This is a genomic window from Xenorhabdus sp. PB30.3, from assembly GCF_963895965.1.
GTDB classification, from domain to species: Bacteria; Pseudomonadota; Gammaproteobacteria; order Enterobacterales; family Enterobacteriaceae; genus Xenorhabdus; species Xenorhabdus stockiae.
On sequence record NZ_CAWQMW010000145.1, the window covers coordinates 1 to 19,821 of the forward strand.

The window sequence follows — 19,821 nt, forward strand, 5'->3', positions numbered from 1 at the left end:
AAGATAAATATAAATAAAGCTAAAAAGCACCTCCTATTAACAGATGCATTTAAAAATCAAAAATCACTTAATAATATACTCAAAATTCAAAAAGTTAGAATACATTACACGATTACCATCACTTGTCACAATAAAGTAATAAAGTGTTATTTCTTTCCCTGCTGGGAGCTTATCATAGGGTATAAAAAATCTAAAATTATGTCCCTGACTAGATTCCATTACATATTCATATAATATAGAATCTGATACAGGCATATCATCTTGTAACTCAGAGAAAAAAACTATTCTATCAATAAGTTGTACTCCTGTATAGGATGGTACATCCACTTCAAATTGCTCTCCAGCTCCTTTATACAGTTTTCCATTAATCAGTTCCGGAATTATTGGTTTAGGAAGAAAATCACCGAAACCTTTAGAATAAGGTAATATGATATAAGCTCTATCCCCCATATATGCCATGTCTAAAAGAAGGAAGCACGCAGCAGATAGCACCTTATCTTTTTTAGGGTAAGCACGGAAGCTAATATAACCTAAATCATCACTATTAATAATAATAACACTATGATCTCCATGAGGCCTAATATCAATAATTTTAAGGGGTAAACCATCATGATCCGGGTCATTTGTATATACAAAATCTTCCATTTTATTTTTATAAAAAATATAGAACATCGCAGGGGTTCTCTTCAATGGCTCCCCAGTCTTATTTTTTAAGTTTACAAAATAAGTAAGATAGGTATTTCCATTATCAGTCGGATTATTATTTTCTATAGGAGTTTCTATAATTTTTTTATCTAAAGTTAAAAACCCTCCTGAGTTTATATCAAATTCATTAGCATAATATGTAATTTTTACTGGTATACCCACAGAAGGACTCAACACATAAGATACACTGCCTACTGAACTTATAGAGTTACTTACTCGTAAAAAGAATGATTGTGTGAAAAAATCACCATTTGAATTTAATGTTGGAGAGCCTGGATAATCTGGGTCTACCATTAATCCATTAAGACTTTCTAACTTAATAGAGAAATTGGACGGCAATTTTGTTTTTGATGAAATTTTAACATCTAAAATAATACCTTGACCAACTACAACATCTGCACCATTAGGAACAGATAAAAATATATCCATCGACATATTATCACCTCATATTTTTAATTGAATCATTCAGTAAAATAAAAACACACATAGATAAAAAAGATTAATATGCATAATTTACTTTTTATCCACTAGTGAAAATTAAGCAATATAACAACCAAATTGCATAATGAAAAATAGTTATCAGGTGATAACCAACCATCCAAAATAAAGACCTATAAAAATTAAATAAGACCATTGTTACATTCAAAAATATATAACTTTCCGGTGGTTTTTACATTTAAATTTCGCAATCCATAATTAGTATGTTATTAATTATTTGAAAAACCATGAAAATAGCATCTATATTTTACTTCACATGCTCAATAATATAACCTGACCATTTCCAACAGATATATAATAATTAACTGATTTATATTATTAATAATTATGGTGATAAACAATGAAAATCAACCTCAATAATCTGGTAACTGAAAGCCGTAATCCTGCCAGTGCTCATATTGATGAGTTATCGACACTGGATATGCTGCGTGTCATTAACGATGAAGATAAAAAAGTTGCTCTTGCTATTGAGCAGACGTTACCTCAAATTGCTCTCGTCGTGGATAAAGTGGCAGAGGCTTTCCGTCGTGGCGGGAGATTGGTTTACTGCGGTGCAGGTACATCGGGGCGATTAGGAATTCTGGATGCCAGTGAATGCCCGCCAACCTATGGCACCAGACCAGAACAGGTTGTCGGTTTAATCGCTGGCGGGCATAAGGCTATTCTGAAAGCGGTAGAAAATGCGGAAGATAACCGGCAACTGGGCACAGATGATCTTAAGGAACTACACTTTAGTAAAAAAGATGTACTGGTCGGAATTGCCGCCAGTGGCCGGACTCCCTATGTATTAGGTGCGATGGAATATGCGGTATCCATAGGAGCAACTGTCGCCTGTATTAGTTGCAATCCTGACAGCCCGATGACCCGGCTGGCTGATATCGCAATTACACCGGTTGTCGGGCCGGAAGTTGTCACCGGTTCTTCCCGTATGAAAGCAGGTACAGCGCAAAAGCTAGTACTGAATATGGTCACAACCGGTGCCATGATCCGTACCGGCAAGGTATATAGCAATTTGATGGTGGATGTTGAAGCCACTAATGCTAAGTTAATCGAACGGCAAAAAAATATTGTGATGGCAGCTACCGAATGCAACAGAGAAGCGGCAGAACAAGCCCTAATTGCCTGTAACGGTCACTGCAAAACTGCAATTGTGATGATTCTATCGGGGAGCAGTGCCGAAGAAGCCCGAATGTTATTAACAAAACATCAGGGATTCATCCGGCCTGCGATTTCAACAGTCCGATAGTGATTACCTTTTCCCTATATAGGTATCGATGGTAAGGGTGCTAAATGGCTAAAATTAATCCGAATATGTTGCCTGAAATACTCAGCGCCATTGGCGGGGCAAGTAATGTCATACAGTGCGGTAATTGCATGACCCGCCTGAGGTTAACATTACGTGATGATTCAATCGTCGATAAAGCAAAACTAAAACTGATCCCCGGCGTTCTGGGTGTAGTCGAAAGTAATGAGCAGCTTCAGATTGTTCTTGGCCCCGGCAAAGCCCAGACAGCCGCAGAGATGATGAATGAGTTATTAAGTTCTGCCGGGCATCCGGCCCCGGAACACCATTCAGCAGATTTGAAAGATATTGCTTCTTCCAATAAAAAACACCTCAAGGAGAAGCAAACCAGCTCAATCCATAAGTTCCTTGCTAGATTTGCCACTATTTTTACACCACTGATTCCGGGTTTTATTGCTGTCGGGCTGTTACTGGGGATCGCCACTTTATTGGAGCAAATTTTTATTCAGGGCGTTGCACAACCTAATGCTGTGCTGGTTGAAATGATCGGCTATATGAAGATTTTCAGTAAAGGGATGTTCACTTTCTTCAGCATTTTGATTGGCTATAATGCGCAGAAGGCATTCGGTGGTTCAGGTATTAATGGTGCGATTATCGCTGCTCTGTTTATTCTGGGTTATAACCCCGATGCCACCAGTGGCTTTTATTCCGGTATCAGTAATTTCTTTGGCTTCGCTATCGACCCACGGGGAAATATTTTCGGGGTATTGATTGCCTGTATTCTGGGAGCTTGGGTTGAGAAGCAAATACGCAAAATTATACCGTCTGATCTGGATATGATCCTGACTTCCGCCATCACGCTACTGATTATGGGTGCAGTGACTTTTATCGTGATTATGCCGATCGGGAGTTACCTGTTTACGGCAATGTCATGGCTTTTCACCAATCTGAATGGCAATCCGTTCGGGACCGCTGTTTTAGCCGGATTGTTCCTGATAGCCGTGATGTTTGGTGTGCATCAGGGCTTTATACCGGTTTATTTTGCTCTGGTGGAAACACAGGGCTTTAACTCCTTGTTTCCGGTTCTGGCGATGGCCGGAGCCGGGCAGGTTGGTTCTGCTCTCGCGTTATATGCCAGAGCGAAAAAAGATTCATTGCTGCGTATTCAAATCAAAGGCGCCATTATTCCGGGTTTTCTGGGAATTGGTGAACCTTTAATCTATGGCGTGACTCTGCCCCGCATCAAGCCTTTTGTAACGGCCTGTTTTGGTGGTGCAATCGGCGGCTTCTTTATCGGGCTGATTGCCTGGCTAGGTGTACCTGTCGGCCTGAATACGGTCTTTGGCCCCTCCGGTATAGTCGCTTTGCCCTTGATGACATCCCTGACAGGAATATTCACGGGAATGGCGGTATACGGTGCGGGGCTGATTGTTGCGTATATCAGCGGCTTTGTGCTGACGTTCTTCTTCGGCAGCACAAATATTGATTTAAGCTGATTCAGTTAATCCAGATCAATGGCACACAGGCTGCTGTCAAAAGCCCCATCACGATATTGAAAGTAAACCATGCTGTACGGCCTTTTAACAGGCGACCAATCATGACACCGAGATTCAGCCATACCAAGCCTGTGGCTATATTACTGAGTATCATCACTACGCTGATGACCCAAATAGAGTGGATATATAAATCTCCGGCTAAGCTGTAACTGCTGACAGATCCTAATCCCATCATCCATGCTTTGGGGTTCAGAAACTGTAATAACCAGCCCTGATAGCCTTTAAGAGGTGTTCCGAGGGATTGTGCATCCAACTGTTTATACTGTGCTGTTACGGTTTTCCAGGCCAGCCAGAGTAAGTACAAACTACCGAGCACTTTCAAACCTGTGTGTACAGCCGGATAGACCAACAATAACGCCGCAACACCAAACGCAGATAATAGCAGGATGGTCTGCATTCCAATTACCATTCCCAGAAAAAGTATTAACGAGCGGCGGAATCCAAAATTGGCACCCGATGTTGTCATTAACATATTATTCGGGCCGGGTGTAATCGCGGAGATAAACATAAATGTACTGAGTGAGAATAGCAGGCTGGCGGTCATGAGTTGCGTTATCCCTTAATGATTGTCATTTTCTTTCAAGGAAAATAGCAGTATGTTATTTAGCGCACAAGGTGAGTTATACCCGTTTTCGAAGTGTGTAATTCAACTTGGAAGATGCAGGGTATATATGGAGAACAAAATGATTATCCCGTGGAAACAAATAGAACCTGATACTTTACGTAACTTAATCGAGAGTTTTGTCTTACGGGAAGGCACTGATTATGGTGAATCGGAAAAAACGCTGGAGCAAAAAGTACAGGATGTAAAACGCCAGCTTGAACGGAACGAAGTCATTCTGGTCTGGTCTGAATTGCACGAAACTGTCAATATCATGCCTAAGGAGCAGTTTCGTCCGTAAGCTGATTCTTTTTATACCCTTTTCGGCTCAATAGCATTTCATTCAATTTTTGTATGTTCTATTGGCATTGTTTTATTGGTACTGCTTTATTGGCTCAAAATTGCTGGTTACGAGAAAGATCATCCCAACTGTTTTTTTACTGATAAGGAGTCTGTTCTTATGTCTGCCAAACACCCTGTCATTGCCATAACCGGTTCCAGTGGAGCCGGAACGACAACCACCAGTGTGGCATTCCGCAAGATTTTCCAACAACTGGGTATTACCGCTGCTCTTATCGAAGGGGATAGCTTTCACCGTTATACCCGTCCCGAAATGGACGCAGAAATACGTAAAGCAAAAGAACAAGGGCGGCATATCAGCTATTTCGGCCCGGAAGCGAATGATTTCCAGATGCTGGAAAAAGCATTTTCTGATTATGGCGAAACAGGCGCAGGACGCTGGCGGAAGTACCTGCATACGTATGATGAAGCGGTTCCCTACAATCAGGTTCCGGGCACGTTTACCCCGTGGGAGCCACTACCATCAAATACCGATATGCTATTTTATGAAGGTTTACACGGTGGTGTTGTCACTCCACAGCATAATGTCGCCAGCTGCGTGGATCTGCTGATTGGTGTTGTTCCCATCGTTAACCTTGAGTGGATACAGAAGCTAATTCGTGATACCAGCGAACGCGGACATTCAAGGGAAGCTGTGATGGATTCTGTGGTACGTTCAATGGACGATTATATCCGCTATATTACGCCCCAGTTTTCCCGCACTCATATCAATTTCCAGCGTGTTCCTACTGTCGATACCTCCAACCCATTCTCTGCCAAAGCAATTCCCTCCTTAGACGAAAGCTTTATCGTTATTCGTTTCCGCGGTCTGAGCCAAATCGATTTTCCTTATTTACTGGCAATGCTTCAGGGTTCGTTTATTTCCAGTATAAATACTATCGTTGTTCCGGGTGGTAAAATGGGGCTGGCAATGGAGTTAATTATGGCGCCGTTAGTTCAGCAATTACTTGAAGGCAAAAAAATATCCTGAATATTGCCCGCTATTTATTTATCGATAATGCAGGTAACAAAAAATAATGTTACCTGTGATAAAACATCAATTATTCACTCATTTATAAATGAAAATGTAGTAAATCAGGCTTTTCAAATAGAATTCTGGCTATTTGTTAACTGGTTTTATATGCTGAAGCGATACAGGAGGAGACATAATCCTTTTCCTGTGTTACAAACAGTGCTACACGTGAAACGGGCAAGTTTTATGGGCTCGGAGCAATGCATCGACATGCTGCTACCCTGAGATTCCCATATAAAATTCCTGCTTGTCAGTTTTTCAGCAAGTTAATATGTTAATCTATTGACTTTATAAAGCCAGCCTGATGAGAAACGATCCGTTTCTCTGACCATAAAGGCGGAAATAACAACAGAGGATAAAGCGAATGGTTCTCGGCAAGCCACAAACAGACCCTACTCTTGAATGGTTTTTGTCACACTGCCATATTCACAAATATCCATCCAAGAGCACGCTTATTCATCAAGGTGAGAAGGCAGAAACGCTTTACTATATTGTTAAAGGTTCAGTTGCTGTTCTAATAAAAGATGAAGAAGGTAAAGAAATGATCCTCTCTTATTTAAATCAGGGGGATTTTATTGGTGAACTTGGATTGTTTGAAGAAGGGCAAGAGCGTACAGCATGGGTGCGAGCTAAAAGCGCCTGCGAAGTGGCTGAAATTTCCTATAAGAAATTTCGCCAGTTAATTCAGGTTAATCCTGATATTTTAATGCGTTTATCTGCTCAAATGGCAAGCCGTTTACAAACAACGTCAGAAAAAGTAGGAAACCTTGCATTTTTGGATGTTACAGGCCGTATTGCCCAAACATTGCTGAATCTGGCTAAACAGCCTGATGCAATGACTCATCCTGATGGTATGCAAATCAAAATTACACGTCAGGAAATCGGGCAGATTGTCGGTTGCTCCCGTGAAACAGTCGGTCGCATTCTGAAAATGCTGGAAGATCAAAACCTGATCTCTGCGCACGGCAAAACTATTGTCGTTTACGGAACACGTTAGTTCCTGAAATCGCGCTTGAATTAGGCCAGTGCATCCCATCGCGCACTGGCTTTTTGTTTTTCATCACTCAGCTCCCTTCATTCCCCTGCTAAGAAATGAAACCCGCAGACGCATAAATAAATTAGGCGCCATAACCTGATTATGGGTATTACACAAAAGCTGATGTGAAAAATAGCCGAAAGAGGAATTAAATAGTTTTCGTTAGTATTTCAGAAAATTATTCAGTAAGTCATGCCCCTGTTCACTCAGAATGCTTTCCGGATGAAACTGCACGCCTTCTAGAGGTAAAGTACGGTGACGTATTCCCATTATTTCATCCACATTACCATCATGCTGGCTCCATGCGGTGACTTCAAAAGAAGCCGGTAATGTTTCTGCCGCAACAACTAAAGAGTGGTAGCGGGTTACTGTCAGCGGCCGGTTCAGTCCTTTGAATACACCCTGCTGATTATGGTGAATTAAGCTGGTTTTACCATGCATCACTTCACGAGCTTTAACAACACTCGCACCAAAGGCTTGTCCAATCGCCTGATGCCCGAGACACACGCCCAGAATCGGCAATTTCCCGGCAAAATGAGAGATAACCTCCAGTGAGATCCCGGCGTCATCCGGCGTACAGGGACCCGGAGAGATCACCAAATGGGTCGGTGCCAGCTCTTCGATATCTTCAAGCTGTAGCTCATCATTACGTTTAACTAAAACACGCGTCCCTAACTCACAAAAGTATTGATATAAATTGAATGTAAAAGAGTCGTAGTTATCTATTATTAATAGCATAGGATCACATCCTACTGATTTTTATAGTTTTATATATTGCTTTGCCCTATTGGGCACTGTGCGTTATGTATTACGGTAAAATCAGGTAAATCAACGTCAACGATAGCAGGACACTCATCATACCACATAAGCTACTTTAAAATAGGGTCGGGGACCAGAGGAGTGAACCATGGTTGTAGGAGTGATGAAAAAGAATTGAGGGAGAGACGGTATTTTTAAAGGTCTGACACTTCGGAAAAGTGTAATAACAGGCAAATACCGCCGATGTTCTAATTTACAGGTAAAAAACGCTGTTTTCTCATCAGGGTTACTGAGAAACCACCTTAGCAGAGAGGATCATTATTGGTTTAACCGGAACATTCTGATAAGGACCAACATTTTCTGTTTTGACCTGAGAAATCTTGTCAACCACATCCATCCCTTTTACGACTTTACCAAAAACAGCATAACCAAAATCACGCTGACCATGGTCAAGGAAGGCATTATCCGCCACATTGATAAAAAACTGGCTGGTTGCACTATCTTTATCTGCGGTACGTGCCATTGCTATCGTGCCACGCAGGTTACGCAACCCATTATCAGCTTCATTTTTGATAGGGGCTTTGGTTGCTTTCTGCTTCATATCTTTTGTAAAGCCGCCGCCCTGAACCATAAAGCCGGGGATGACACGATGGAAAATAGTGTTGTTATAAAACCCCTCATCCACATACTCAATGAAGTTCTTTGTGGTGATTGGTGCTTTATCGCCATTCAGCTCAAGCTCTATTTCACCCGCTGATGTCACCAGCTTTACATAAGTTTCGGCAGCCAGTGCTGGGGCAGCCATCACGCTAATAGCACATGCCGTTATAAGCGGCACAAAAATACGTTTAAACATTGATGGTTCCTTTATTCTCGAGGTCAATAACAAAACTCATAAAATCAGTAAAACGCATTAAGTGTAATTCCCCACCAAGCAAAGTGGCAAAGATTTACTCATTTTTACGAGTAATAATGCGCTTTACTGAATAATATCATCCAGATAAATATTATCTTCTCATATTTAGGATAGTGTTTATTTTCCGAATAACACCTGCCTTGATATGTATTCATACAAATTAGGCTAAAAAGCGTTGTTAGACCGAAATAAATTGTAATATAAGCGGAATGGTAATCAATGCGACCAGAAGTGAAATGATGATAGAGAGCGAAATGACTTCCTGCCTGAAATTATATGCTCTGGCGAAAATATAAACACCGGCGCCGATAGGTTGTGCAGCCATAACAACAGCAACAATAAACCAAATATTATTGAGTTGCTGCATACCAAATAAGTAATAAGCACAAATAAAAGTCACCCACGGTTGTATTCCTAATTTCAGTAATAACATCGGGGCCACCAATTTTAGTGCATCTCTATTAACGTGCTCTTTTAAGTTAAAGCGGGACAACCCTAACCCCAATGCAAATAATGCCGTTGGCCCTGCTGCATTTGCCAGAAAGTGGGTAAAAGACTGTAAAAATTCCGGCAGTGGGAGCCTAAACGCCACAAAGATCAATCCTGCAATAACTGAAACAGTTAGTGGGTTGGTAAAGGTTGTTTTTAATGCTTTCGCTATACTGTAGAAAAAAGAAATTCTGCCATTAGCGCTGTGCCGCGTGGTAGTCATATCATAGCTAATGATAACCGCTATGATGGCAGGTATATTGTGTAAAATCGTCGCGATTGCCGCCGGAAGGGCTGCGGGTTCCCCATAAATAGAGAGTAATATTGGGATGCCCATATATCCCGTTGTGCCATAACAGGCTCCCATACTTAAAATTGAAGACTGAGGAAAACCAACCCCCATAAACTTTGCGATGACAGTTCCCATAGCATAGACAATGCAGATCCCGGCTAAACTGGCTCCGATAAATCCCCACTGTTCTAACTCATTGATATCTGAACGCGCAATAGAAAGAAATAATAAGGCTGGCAGAGCGATGTAGAGAACGTAATCATTAATTAATTTATCGGAATTACCGCTATCAGGGCGCAGACGACCAAAACAGTATCCAATCAGTATGATGAGAAATATAGGAATAACGATCATAAACATTGAATCACTCCTATGCAGGTCAAAGTTCTTTTTTGCCAATATTGCGATAACGATTTAATTTTGTTAAATAAATAATTCCTTTCTTATCATTGAATTTATCAATGATGGCAATGCAGAGGTGCCCTATGGAGCAGAATATGCGTGCTGATCGTCTGGATGGCCGACAAGTCACATTTGAACAATTACGAGCATTCGTCTTCGTCGCCAAACACGGAGGATTTACCCGTGCAGGAGAAGAATTAGGAAGAACTCAATCTACACTTAGCCTGAGTATTAAACGACTTGAAGAAGATATTGGCTGCCGTTTAATTAATCGACGACAAGGGCAGATTATTGGTTTAACTAATGAAGGAAAACAACTCTTACCCGTAGCAAAAGATATTTTATTTCGCATGACACAAGCCCTGCACTCAGTAAAGTCATTTCAGCTAAGAGGCAGGATCGCTCTCGGTGTGCCGGATGATTTCAACATAAAAAACCTACACCAGGCTATCTCATGGTGTCTAGAAAAAAATCCGGGGTTAAAGATAGAAATTACGGCAGCGCCCTCTCCGATACTCTCGGCTATGACTGAAAAGCAACAATTGGATGTGGTTATTCTTAAAAGTGTGGAAGGAAAATCAATCAATACTGAGACTGAAACACTTCTTCAAATTGAGCCATTACACTGGGTTGCCTCAAAAGATTTATATTTCAATGAACTACAGGAAATACCATTAGTGACTTTTTCTGAAGGATGTGTCATCAGAGCGTGTGCTATTAAGGCACTGGAAGATATGAATAAGCCCTATTTTTTGGCATATGTCAGTGCCTCATTTAGTAATATCAGCAGTGCAATACAACATGGTTTGGGAATCGGGTTATTACCGGACAGTGCCATAACTGATGATTTATGCATTTTATCTTCTAAGCATGCTGTCCCCGGCGTTCCGGCAATTCAGCTCGCTCTTAAAATTGTCACTCAAGGTGAACTGTACACACTTTTTGCTGAATATCTGCGCCGTTCACTGGCAGAATCTTGATCTCTGCTTAGCAGCAATAAGGGCAGTAAAAAGTTAACCTGTCCACAAGCCGCTGCTCTCGCTATAATCACCGCGCTGTTTTTCGTGTATTCCGCAGGGAGATAACCATTTTGACCATCAAAAACTATAACTATCACATGACCCACTTTGTCACGAGTGCGCCAGACATCCGCCACCTGCCTCCGGAGACGGGCATTGAAGTCGCGTTTGCCGGTCGGTCAAATGCAGGTAAATCCAGTGCCCTGAATGCACTGACCCGGCAAAAGGGCCTCGCCCGTACCAGTAAAACACCCGGACGTACCCAGCTGATTAACCTGTTTCAGGTAGAGGAAGGCGTACGCCTTGTTGACCTGCCGGGTTATGGCTATGCACAGGTGCCAGAGGAGATGAAAATCAAATGGCAGAAAGCACTGGGTGAATATCTCCAGAAACGTGAGTGTCTGCAAGGTCTGGTTGTGTTGATGGATATCCGTCACCCGCTGAAAGATCTGGATATGCAGATGATCGAATGGGCCGTTGTGATGCAGGTTCCTGTCATGGTTCTGCTGACCAAAGCCGATAAACTGGCATCAGGCGCACGTAAAAGTCAGTTGAATAAGGTACGTCAGGAGCTGGCATTTTTGGAAGGTAACATCCAGATTGAGTATTTCTCTGCTCTGAAAAAAATCGGTATCGATAAACTTGAACAAAAACTTGATACTTGGTTCAGCCAGCCTGCTATTGAGGTGGAGTAATTTCCACCTTTTTATCTCCCTGCCTCGGAAAGAACCGTCAATCACGCCCCCCAATAGATTTCAAGTTGCATCGCGGCGGCAAATGAGCGAATCCCCGGGAGCATAGTTAACTATGTGACTGGGGTGAGTGAGTGAAGCCAACAAAGAGGCGGCTTGAAAGATGAAGGGGAAATAAAAAAAACGCCCCAGCCAAAAGAGATGGCTGGGGCAGCTAATATTCAGCTAAATCCGATTACGTGAAGTAAAAGGTCTGAAAGATAGAACATCTTACCTCTGTACCCTACGCCGACAACTTTACCTTATTTTTTTTATCAGCAAAAGATTTTTTTGTAATTAATTTTCATAAAATACCTCGATTCAGCCCAAATTATGTGATCAAACACCGAGATTACACCATTTTTTTTGTAGTTTAATTACATATTTGTGAGATCTAGATCTAATCTAAAAATGAACCAAAATTCTTATACCATGCCTCTTCACGGCATAACTGAGAGATTTTTGGCTCATTAAATAGACGTCATTTATATAAAAATTATTCAAGAAAAATCAGTGAGCCTGATCCCAGTTATCCCCCGTTCCTACATCTACTTTCAGAGGGACATCGAGCTGCATGCTTTTCTCCATAAGCTCTCTGATTTTCTGTTCCGCAGCAGCCAGCTCTGACTCATGCACTTCAAACACCAATTCATCGTGAACCTGCATGATCATACGTACTTTTGGCTGTTCACGGACGATCCAGTCATCGACTGCAATCATGGCCAGCTTGATAATATCCGCCGCAGTTCCCTGCATTGGAGCATTGATAGCTTCGCGTTCAGAGGCTTTACGGCGCATGCCATTACGTGATTTGATATCCGGCAGGTACAGGCGACGCCCTTCCAGCGTTTCAACAAACCCATGCTCAGCGGCCTGCTGACGGGTACGTTCCATATATTCCAGAACCCCCGGATAACGCTCAAAATAAAGATCCATATAACGCTGGGCTTCTCCACGCGGAATACCCAACTGACGGGACAAACCAAACGCACTCATGCCATAGATTAAGCCAAAGTTAATCGCTTTAGCACTGCGGCGTTGTTCACTGGTTACCTGTTCCAGCGATACACCAAAAACTTCTGCGGCAGTTGCACGGTGAATGTCTTTACCCTGCGCAAAAGCCTCCAGCAAGCCTTTATCCTGCGATAAATGCGCCATAATCCGCAACTCAATCTGCGAATAGTCCGCTGCCAGAATGCGATAACCTTCTGGTGCAATAAATGCCTGACGGATACGTCGCCCTTCTTCATTACGGACAGGTATATTTTGCAGGTTAGGATCACGGGAAGAAAGACGCCCGGTTGCCGTTACAGCCTGATGATAAGAAGTGTGAACTCGCTGTGTCACTGGGCTGACCATCTGTGGCAGCTTGTCAGTATAAGTCGATTTCAGTTTTGCCAGACCGCGATGTTCCAGAATAACCCTTGGCAGCTCATGATGTTCTGCCAGCTCTTCCAGCACTTCTTCATTGGTCGATGGCGCACCGTTCGGTGTTTTTTTCACAACAGGCAGGCTCATTTTTTCAAACAGGATAACCTGCAATTGCTTAGGTGAAGCCAGATTAAATTCTTCTCCAGCCAGCTCATAAGCCGATTTTTCCAGTTCGAGTAAACGTGCCGTAATTTCTTTTGAATGCTCTGCCAGCGTGTTGGCATCAATCAGAACACCCGTTCTTTCCATGCGAGAAAGCACCGGAACCAGCGGCATTTCGATATCCCGGAAAACTTTTTTCAGTGTCGGAACAGAATCAACCTGTGGGTACATAGCCTGATGCAGACGCAGGGTAATATCGGCATCTTCCGCAGCATATTTAGCCGCCTCTTCCAGAGCGATCTGGTTAAAAGTAAGCTGTTTTTTACCCTTTCCGGCAATTTCTTCAAAAGTAGTGGTTTTATAGCCTAAATGACGCTCTGCAAGGCTATCCATATCATGCCGCCCTGCAACACTGTTCAGCACATATGATTCCAGCATCGTATCAAAAACAATACCATTCAGCGCCACGCCATAACGTTCGAGCACGCCTCGGTCAAATTTCAGGTTCTGGCCAATTTTAGGCAGGCTCGCATCTTCCAGCAGCGGTTTCAGTGCTTCAAGCACCTCATTCCGATCCAGCTGTTGTGGGGCATCCAGATAATCATGCCCCAGCGGCAGATATGCAGCCTCAACATCTGTTTCTCCTTCTGCCGGTTTTTCCACATCACCTACCTGACTTACAACAGCAAAAGACATGCCCACCAGATTAGCGGTTAACGTATCCAGCCCGTCGGTCTCTGTATCGAAAGAGAATGCCGGAGCCTGTTTCAGTTTTTCAATCCATTCATCAAGGGATTTCCGATCAAGGATAGTCTGGTAGCTTTCCGGAGAAATACTGACAGCAGCAGGTTTTCCGGGCGCTGAAGATGTCGGTGCAGCGCCTGTCGCTGACTTTTGCCCGCCTTTTTCCGCTGAACGACCTTCCAGCCAACCGCCGTCTTGTACATCCTTCAGCCAGCGTTTGAATTCGTAACGGCTGAATTGTGCCAGTAATTCCTCGTTATCAGGGGCAGCGACCGCCAGATCCAGACAATTTTTATCCAGATCAACATCAGTTTTAATGGTTGCCAGCAGGTAAGAGAGATAAGCCACCTCTTTATGCTGCTCCATTTTGCCGCCCAGTGTTTTTGCACCACGGAAGCTGAGTGTTGCAATTTCATCCAGTCTGGCATAGATATCATTCAGCCCACCAAGCCCCTGTAATAACCCTAGAGCCGTTTTCTCGCCAACACCCGGTACACCCGGAATATTATCGGAAGAGTCTCCCATCAGTGCGAGGAAATCGATAATAAGTTCCGGAGGAATACCATACTTTTCAGTGACCTCTTCCGGCCCTAGAATCGTGTTGGTCATGGTGTTTATCAGGGTGATATTCGGCGTAACCAGTTGAGCCATATCTTTATCACCCGTACTGATCAGGACAGAGCGGCCTTCTTTTTCTGCCTGTAATGCCAGTGTACCAATAACATCATCCGCTTCAACGCCCGGCACAACCAGAACGGGTAAGCCCATCGCCCTGACCATGTTATGCAAAGGCTCAATCTGATCACGCAAATCATCCGGCATCGGCGGGCGATGGGATTTATATTCAGCGAATAATTCATCACGAAATGTTTTGCCTTTGGCATCAAACACAACTGCGACATGGCTGGGCCGATACTGCATGATTAAACTGCGCAGCATATTCAGTACACCATACATGGCGCCTGTCGGTTCGCCCGCACTGTTTGTCAGAGGAGGGAAAGCATGGTATGCGCGATAAAGGTATGAAGAACCATCAACCAAAATCAGGGGATTATCTGCTATCTGTACCATAAAATTGTCTTCGTCGTTCTGGAGTATGAATAAAGAATAGGATGCCACACTGTGCTGTCATAGACGAATGTTGCGATCATTTTCTCGTTCTGATACCCGCTCTTTAATAAGTTTTCTGATAAATGAGTTGTGGATAACTTTGTGCACAAAAAATTGGCACATAAAACAGATTTATGTATATCCATATCAAAAACGGATAACTGGAGGTAAAAATCAATGAATTACGTCAAATATTACGAAAATATTGCAATTGCTTACAAATCACCGACTTGTGGATATAACCGGAGTTTATGTTATGAAAGGGTAATTTTAGCAAGCATTGTGCCAGCCCTGTAATTAGCTGGCACAATGCCTGTATTATTTTTTACTCTTTATCTTTCAGGTTGACCGGGAAAATTCGCTCACGACAAATTTGTTATTCCCTTGCACTGCGATACGGCCTGAAATTCATTGAGTACATATAAAACTAAAGTTTTTTATTGCTTATTTTTTGGTTACCAGATAATTCACAACATCCGAGAATTTTTTAGCGTAGTCCTGAACCGATTTAGTCTCAATTCCGCCATTATTAATCATGTATTTACCAAGAACAAACGTGGCCGGAACACCCTGCAACTGAAAATCCTGAGCCGCCTGACGTTCTTTAGATGCTACCGATTTCACAATGAAACTATTCAGTGCTGCGTCATAATCTTCACCAGAAATACCGGCTTTAATAAATGCATTACGGATATCAGCTTTAGTATTGATAGTCTGAGTTTTCTGGATGCCATCAAATAATACAGGTAACACTTTATCCTGTGCTTTCAAAACAATAGCAACAGCCCAGGCATCTGTCAGGTCTTTCCCTAAAGGCCCCAGAAAATCAACGTGATAACGTTCATGTGTAACGCCTTCCGGAAGGTTTTTTGCTATCGTGCCGGGAACATGAAAGATATTCTCAAACTGGTAACAGTGCGGGCAATAAAAAGAGAAAAACTCCACAACCTGAGGTTGATCAGCTACCGCTTTTTTAAGTTCAACATACTGCTTGCCTTCAGAAAAATCAGAAGCGTTGGCATTAAATGCCATAAACACTCCCACCAATGCAAACCAAAATTTTTTCATCGTGATCTCCAGAAAAATTAATACATCGGGGTTAGCTGTAAGGGGGGTTCCTGTAACAGCCGGATTTGTTCAGCAAAAAGACTTATCTGCTTATGCCAAAAGTCACTGTCAGCCATCCATGGAAACGCTTTGGGAAAAGCAGGATCCTGCCAGCGACGAGCAACCCATGCCAGATAATAGACCATCCGCATCGCGCGCAAAGGTTCTATCAGAGCCAGTGTTTTCAGATCGAACTCCGCAAACTGGTTATATGATTCAAGCAGAATATCCAGCTGAATCAACTGTTCTTGCCGTGAGCCGTTAAGTAACATCCATAAATCCTGAATCGCCGGACCATTACGGGCATCATCAAGATCAACGAACCATGCCTCGTCGCGCCACAAGATATTACCAGCATGACAGTCACCATGCAGCCGTAATCCCTGCCAGTCAACATTCCACTGTGACTCAACAACTTTATTCAGTTCGTCCAGCGAAGCAAAGAAAGCAGCCTTATGCGCATTAGGTATGAGGTTGCATTCTGTCAAATATTGATAGGGTTGGTACAAATATTCGTTGAGGCTGATAGTCGGGCGGGCAGAAAATGTTTTCTGGTAGCCTATCTGATGAACTTTCCCCAGTAACCGCCCGACATCTTCCAGCTGATCAAAATTATCAGACTCGTACTGACGGCCACCCACGCTGGGGAAAACGGCAAAGAAAAACCCGTCATGCTCCAGTACTGTTTGCCCATCAAGAACCAGCGGCGCAGCAATCGATAAATCTGCCTGCTGTAACGCCAGCGTAAATTCATGCTCTTCCTGAATTTGCTGCCGGTTCCAGCGCTGAGGACGATAGAATTTCACGACATAACGTTTACGGTCTTCATCCATAAACTGATAGACCCGGTTTTCATAGCTATTCAGCTCAGTTAAACCCGAATCAACACGCAGACCAGACTGCGCCAGCGCATCCATTATCAAATCCGGCGTAATATTTTGAAAATTAAAAGCCATAGTTTCTGCCACAACAAAGTTCTCTTTAATCAGTCGATAATCATACCCTGAAGGTACAGTGAACAGCCCGTAACCATAACCCGTCTTACAACAAAGGGACATGATTGGGAGAAAAAATTGGGCTGTCAACGCGCGTAAAGGTTATACTCATTTGTTCATATAAGCACTGTTACATATTGATTCACAAGGGTTACATAACCAAAGATAAAATATATCGGTTAAAAATATCAGGTGATTTAACATGACGTATCCAAAAATCAGTGGTGCCATTCTGGCCGGAGGGCTATCCACCCGCATGGGCGGAAATGATAAGGGATTACTGCAATTCGGTGGAGCACCATTATACCAACACATAGCTGCAAAATTGCAGCCACAGGTTCATGAACTGCTGATTAATGCCAACCGCAATCAGGCAGTGTATCAACAAAGTGGTTACCCCATTATTCCTGACATCATTACTGATTTTTCCGGGCCATTGGCCGGAATGCTGGCAGTACTGAAGAAGGCCATTCATGAATGGGTGATATTCGTGCCTTGCGATGTCCCTGATTTTCCTGATGATCTGGTGGAAAAGCTTTGGCGCTATAAACAACATGCGTGGGCGGCTTATGTACACGATTGTGAACGTGCCCATCCGACACTTGCCCTGATGCACCGCAGCCTGATACCCAGACTGGAAAGCTACCTTGCATTAGGTGACAGAAAGCTGATGTTCTTTATGCAAATGATTAAAGCAAAAACCGTCTATATTCCACATCCAGAATCCTTCACCAACCTGAATACACCAGAAGAGTGCCAAAACTGGCAATGCCAGCACTGGGAATGTCTTCGGGAGTCAGCATGAATCAAAGTAATACCCCGATGAATTTGCCATTACTGGGGATCACCGCTTACAGTGGAACCGGTAAAACCACGTTGCTCAAACAGGTTATTCCCCTGTTACGGCAGCAACAAATCCGGGTGGGGTTAATTAAACATACTCACCATAATATGGATGTCGATAAGCCGGGCAAAGACAGCTATGAGCTGAGAAAATCGGGAGCGGCGCAAACACTGGTTGCCAGCCAACAACGCTGGGCCTTAATGACAGAAACACCGGAACTCCCCGAACTGGATTTGCATTATCTTGCCAGCCGATTTGATGCGACTTCACTGGATCTGATTCTGGTTGAGGGGTTCAAAAATGAAGCTATTGCGAAAATCGCCCTGTACCGGAATGGATTAAATCACACCTTCGAAGAACTCATTGATCCCTATGTCATCGCTGTCGCCAGCGATATCCCGCTGGATACATCACTACCACAACTCGATATTAACCGACCGGAACAGGTGGCGGAATTTATTGTGAAGTGGCTTTTATTAGCCCCGCCGGCTACTTTCTCGCTGGCTCATTCACAATAAAAGAAAACTGGCACGCTAACTGAATATAGTTTCATAAAATAACTATTTATTTTCTCAACAACCTCTGAGATTTATATCAAAGAGGTTCCCTGCTTTAATTCATATCAATAATTTCTTTTATTAATGTAATTTCAAATTGAAATAATTTTAGCCAATTGTAATACATACCATACAGTGGTGGTCATTTTATTATGGAAAATAAAAACGGCAATATTACCGACCTCAGATTACATCATCGAATAATTCTATTTTTTAAAATAAAAATATCGATAAACAAAAGGAAATAAAAAATAACAAAAGGACAAATAAAACCCGAGCAATATAAAAACACTTAATTCAATTGCTTTTATATTAAATAAAAATTTTAACTTAAATAACACGCAACCTTTCAGTTACGTGAACGTTAATTATTTAGGTGGAAATACTTAGAACCATTTAATCAGGTTATTTTTCATTCTTAAAGAATGACCATTTTAATTATATATAGATAAAGGAATAATGATGATCAAGACAGATAAATATCAGCCAGTTGGCGACGCAAGCGTTGGCTACCCACAAATTTGTATTCGAACTAATCGAACCGCTGAACGTACGAATGTAACGCCAATGATAGCCGCAGCTATGTTTATTGCCAAAAACTTCCCTTGGAGTTTGAATGATAATGAGAAAGAAGTTGTCATTAAAGGCGTATTAAAGTTACTGGGAGTTGCCTTTGGTAGTGGCGGTTTTGGCCATGCATGGGTTATTTACTTTAATAGTGAAAAAGAAGGTGATAATACTTCATATGCTTTTCATCCGGGATATGGATTCGTCAAAAATTCAGAACATAGTACGACTGATGATTCAGCCGAGAGAAAATTTCACATTCAGCATTGTGTGAAGATTAATGAAAAATCTATCACCCCTGAATTTATAGAACAGAATTTTATTCCTGAATTAGTCGATGAAAGTAATCAGTTGTCAAAACTGATGAAACTGACCTCCGAAGATATGAAGAATGGTGCGTATACGCCTGTAACAAACTGCTCATGGTTTGCAGGAAAATTATGGAACCAGATCATGCAACTGGAATTCGAACAATCTGGTGAAAGCGGTATCAATCAGCTGGAATTCGAACAAACTATTGGCAATGATATCAATCTGGAAGAATTGGCAGAGCAACTGGGCCTGCCATTTATCAAGGAAATTAACGGTATCGGTGATCCTGGAATGCTTGCAGAAAGCATTAAAAATGTCCTGAGTATTTAACGCAGAATTTCTGCTGAATGTAATAACAAACAACTGGCTTAATTAATCCAGTGAAAAATAAACGCCTTGATGTTATCACCAAGGCGTTATTCCCAATTCAGGG

At 42.4% G+C, this 19,821-nt stretch carries 19 protein-coding genes; 10 read left to right on the forward strand and 9 right to left on the reverse strand.

The genetic code is table 11. The features are described from left to right. Nucleotides 1-63 precede the first annotated feature (63 nt). Complete coding sequence (locus AACX38_RS13880; protein ID WP_228864617.1) at nt 64-1,140, reverse strand: hypothetical protein; 1,077 nt, start codon at nt 1,138-1,140, stop codon at nt 64-66. 403 nt (nt 1,141-1,543) lie between these two features. Between AACX38_RS13880 and murQ the strand changes: the two genes are divergently transcribed. Further along, nucleotides 1,544-2,449: an N-acetylmuramic acid 6-phosphate etherase gene (murQ, locus tag AACX38_RS13885; RefSeq protein WP_228864618.1), complete on the forward strand. Its 906-nt coding sequence runs from the start codon at nt 1,544-1,546 to the stop codon at nt 2,447-2,449. A 44-nt stretch (nt 2,450-2,493) separates the two neighbouring features. Next, nucleotides 2,494-3,942, forward strand: coding sequence for a PTS N-acetylmuramic acid transporter subunit IIBC (gene murP / locus AACX38_RS13890; RefSeq protein WP_228864620.1), 1,449 nt, complete (start codon nt 2,494-2,496; stop codon nt 3,940-3,942). 1 nt (nt 3,943) lies between these two features. Here the strand turns inward: murP and AACX38_RS13895 are convergent, their stop codons facing one another. After that, nucleotides 3,944-4,546: a LysE family translocator gene (locus AACX38_RS13895; RefSeq protein WP_099120261.1), complete on the reverse strand. Its 603-nt coding sequence runs from the start codon at nt 4,544-4,546 to the stop codon at nt 3,944-3,946. A gap of 139 nt (nt 4,547-4,685) precedes the next feature. Between AACX38_RS13895 and AACX38_RS13900 the strand changes: the two genes are divergently transcribed. The 3 genes from AACX38_RS13900 (at nt 4,686) to crp (ending at nt 6,972) form a co-directional block, all read left to right on the forward strand. After that, nucleotides 4,686-4,904 (forward strand): YheU family protein, encoded by a 219-nt coding sequence (locus AACX38_RS13900; protein ID WP_099120262.1) that lies wholly within the window; start codon nt 4,686-4,688, stop codon nt 4,902-4,904. 159 nt (nt 4,905-5,063) lie between these two features. Next, the gene (locus tag AACX38_RS13905) at nt 5,064-5,933 is read left to right on the forward strand and encodes a phosphoribulokinase (protein WP_099120263.1); all 870 of its coding nucleotides are present in this window, start codon (nt 5,064-5,066) and stop codon (nt 5,931-5,933) included. A 406-nt stretch (nt 5,934-6,339) separates the two neighbouring features. Next, nucleotides 6,340-6,972: a cAMP-activated global transcriptional regulator CRP gene (gene crp / locus AACX38_RS13910; RefSeq protein ID WP_004240730.1), complete on the forward strand. Its 633-nt coding sequence runs from the start codon at nt 6,340-6,342 to the stop codon at nt 6,970-6,972. Between the two features lie 201 nt (nt 6,973-7,173). On the opposite strand, the gene AACX38_RS13915 is transcribed toward crp, so the two are convergent. From AACX38_RS13915 to AACX38_RS13925, 3 genes are all read right to left on the reverse strand, one after another. Then, nucleotides 7,174-7,749 (reverse strand): aminodeoxychorismate synthase component II, encoded by a 576-nt coding sequence (locus AACX38_RS13915; protein WP_099120264.1) that lies wholly within the window; start codon nt 7,747-7,749, stop codon nt 7,174-7,176. A 307-nt stretch (nt 7,750-8,056) separates the two neighbouring features. Further along, complete coding sequence (gene ppiA, locus AACX38_RS13920; protein ID WP_099109229.1) at nt 8,057-8,626, reverse strand: peptidylprolyl isomerase A; 570 nt, start codon at nt 8,624-8,626, stop codon at nt 8,057-8,059. A 238-nt stretch (nt 8,627-8,864) separates the two neighbouring features. Then, a complete protein-coding gene (locus AACX38_RS13925) occupies nt 8,865-9,827 on the reverse strand; it encodes an AEC family transporter (protein ID WP_228864622.1) in 963 nt (320 codons plus the stop codon). A 125-nt stretch (nt 9,828-9,952) separates the two neighbouring features. Between AACX38_RS13925 and AACX38_RS13930 the strand changes: the two genes are divergently transcribed. Together AACX38_RS13930 and yihA are read left to right on the forward strand one after the other, a co-directional pair. Next, complete coding sequence (locus AACX38_RS13930; RefSeq protein WP_228864623.1) at nt 9,953-10,849, forward strand: LysR family transcriptional regulator; 897 nt, start codon at nt 9,953-9,955, stop codon at nt 10,847-10,849. 110 nt (nt 10,850-10,959) lie between these two features. Next, a complete protein-coding gene (yihA, locus tag AACX38_RS13935; RefSeq protein WP_228864625.1) occupies nt 10,960-11,583 on the forward strand; it encodes a ribosome biogenesis GTP-binding protein YihA/YsxC in 624 nt (207 codons plus the stop codon). A 218-nt stretch (nt 11,584-11,801) separates the two neighbouring features. Here the strand turns inward: yihA and AACX38_RS20795 are convergent, their stop codons facing one another. From AACX38_RS20795 to AACX38_RS13950, 4 genes are all read right to left on the reverse strand, one after another. Next, a complete protein-coding gene (locus AACX38_RS20795) occupies nt 11,802-11,849 on the reverse strand; it encodes a hypothetical protein (RefSeq protein WP_438361642.1) in 48 nt (15 codons plus the stop codon). A 280-nt stretch (nt 11,850-12,129) separates the two neighbouring features. After that, on the reverse strand, nt 12,130-14,967 hold the full coding sequence (polA, locus tag AACX38_RS13940) for a DNA polymerase I (protein ID WP_228864626.1): 2,838 nt from the start codon (nt 14,965-14,967) through the stop codon (nt 12,130-12,132). 483 nt (nt 14,968-15,450) lie between these two features. Then, nucleotides 15,451-16,074 carry a thiol:disulfide interchange protein DsbA gene (gene dsbA, locus AACX38_RS13945; RefSeq protein WP_228864627.1) on the reverse strand — a complete coding sequence of 208 codons (624 nt, stop codon included), beginning with the start codon at nt 16,072-16,074 and terminating at the stop codon, nt 15,451-15,453. A gap of 17 nt (nt 16,075-16,091) precedes the next feature. Beyond that, nucleotides 16,092-17,069 (reverse strand): serine/threonine protein kinase, encoded by a 978-nt coding sequence (locus AACX38_RS13950; protein WP_228864631.1) that lies wholly within the window; start codon nt 17,067-17,069, stop codon nt 16,092-16,094. Nucleotides 17,070-17,310: 241 nt separating this feature from the next. On the opposite strand from AACX38_RS13950, the gene mobA reads away from it, so the two are divergent. From mobA to AACX38_RS13965, 3 genes are all read left to right on the forward strand, one after another. Further along, nucleotides 17,311-17,913: a molybdenum cofactor guanylyltransferase MobA gene (mobA, locus tag AACX38_RS13955; protein ID WP_228859814.1), complete on the forward strand. Its 603-nt coding sequence runs from the start codon at nt 17,311-17,313 to the stop codon at nt 17,911-17,913. After that, a complete protein-coding gene (gene mobB, locus AACX38_RS13960) occupies nt 17,910-18,470 on the forward strand; it encodes a molybdopterin-guanine dinucleotide biosynthesis protein MobB (RefSeq protein ID WP_228864632.1) in 561 nt (186 codons plus the stop codon). The genes mobA and mobB overlap by 4 nt, the downstream gene beginning before the upstream one ends. A gap of 498 nt (nt 18,471-18,968) precedes the next feature. Continuing rightward, nucleotides 18,969-19,718 (forward strand): hypothetical protein, encoded by a 750-nt coding sequence (locus tag AACX38_RS13965; RefSeq protein ID WP_339385684.1) that lies wholly within the window; start codon nt 18,969-18,971, stop codon nt 19,716-19,718. The last annotated feature ends 103 nt before the right edge of the window (nt 19,719-19,821 follow it).

Excerpts from the sequence above, each read along its gene's own strand:
- AACX38_RS13925 (WP_228864622.1), bottom strand. The coding sequence starts at position 9,827 with ATGTTTATGATCGTTATTCCTATATTTCTCATCATACTGATTGGATAC.
- AACX38_RS13900 (WP_099120262.1), top strand. The coding sequence starts at position 4,686 with ATGATTATCCCGTGGAAACAAATAGAACCTGATACTTTACGTAACTTA.
- polA (WP_228864626.1), bottom strand. The coding sequence starts at position 14,967 with ATGGTACAGATAGCAGATAATCCCCTGATTTTGGTTGATGGTTCTTCA.
- AACX38_RS13915 (WP_099120264.1), bottom strand. The coding sequence starts at position 7,749 with ATGCTATTAATAATAGATAACTACGACTCTTTTACATTCAATTTATAT.
- AACX38_RS13895 (WP_099120261.1), bottom strand. The coding sequence starts at position 4,546 with ATGACCGCCAGCCTGCTATTCTCACTCAGTACATTTATGTTTATCTCC.
- AACX38_RS13930 (WP_228864623.1), top strand. The coding sequence starts at position 9,953 with ATGGAGCAGAATATGCGTGCTGATCGTCTGGATGGCCGACAAGTCACA.
- AACX38_RS13880 (WP_228864617.1), bottom strand. The coding sequence starts at position 1,140 with ATGTCGATGGATATATTTTTATCTGTTCCTAATGGTGCAGATGTTGTA.
- AACX38_RS13905 (WP_099120263.1), top strand. The coding sequence starts at position 5,064 with ATGTCTGCCAAACACCCTGTCATTGCCATAACCGGTTCCAGTGGAGCC.
- dsbA (WP_228864627.1), bottom strand. The coding sequence starts at position 16,074 with ATGAAAAAATTTTGGTTTGCATTGGTGGGAGTGTTTATGGCATTTAAT.
- crp (WP_004240730.1), top strand. The coding sequence starts at position 6,340 with ATGGTTCTCGGCAAGCCACAAACAGACCCTACTCTTGAATGGTTTTTG.
- ppiA (WP_099109229.1), bottom strand. The coding sequence starts at position 8,626 with ATGTTTAAACGTATTTTTGTGCCGCTTATAACGGCATGTGCTATTAGC.
- mobB (WP_228864632.1), top strand. The coding sequence starts at position 17,910 with ATGAATCAAAGTAATACCCCGATGAATTTGCCATTACTGGGGATCACC.
- AACX38_RS13965 (WP_339385684.1), top strand. The coding sequence starts at position 18,969 with ATGATGATCAAGACAGATAAATATCAGCCAGTTGGCGACGCAAGCGTT.
- murQ (WP_228864618.1), top strand. The coding sequence starts at position 1,544 with ATGAAAATCAACCTCAATAATCTGGTAACTGAAAGCCGTAATCCTGCC.
- AACX38_RS13950 (WP_228864631.1), bottom strand. The coding sequence starts at position 17,069 with ATGGCTTTTAATTTTCAAAATATTACGCCGGATTTGATAATGGATGCG.
- mobA (WP_228859814.1), top strand. The coding sequence starts at position 17,311 with ATGACGTATCCAAAAATCAGTGGTGCCATTCTGGCCGGAGGGCTATCC.
- murP (WP_228864620.1), top strand. The coding sequence starts at position 2,494 with ATGGCTAAAATTAATCCGAATATGTTGCCTGAAATACTCAGCGCCATT.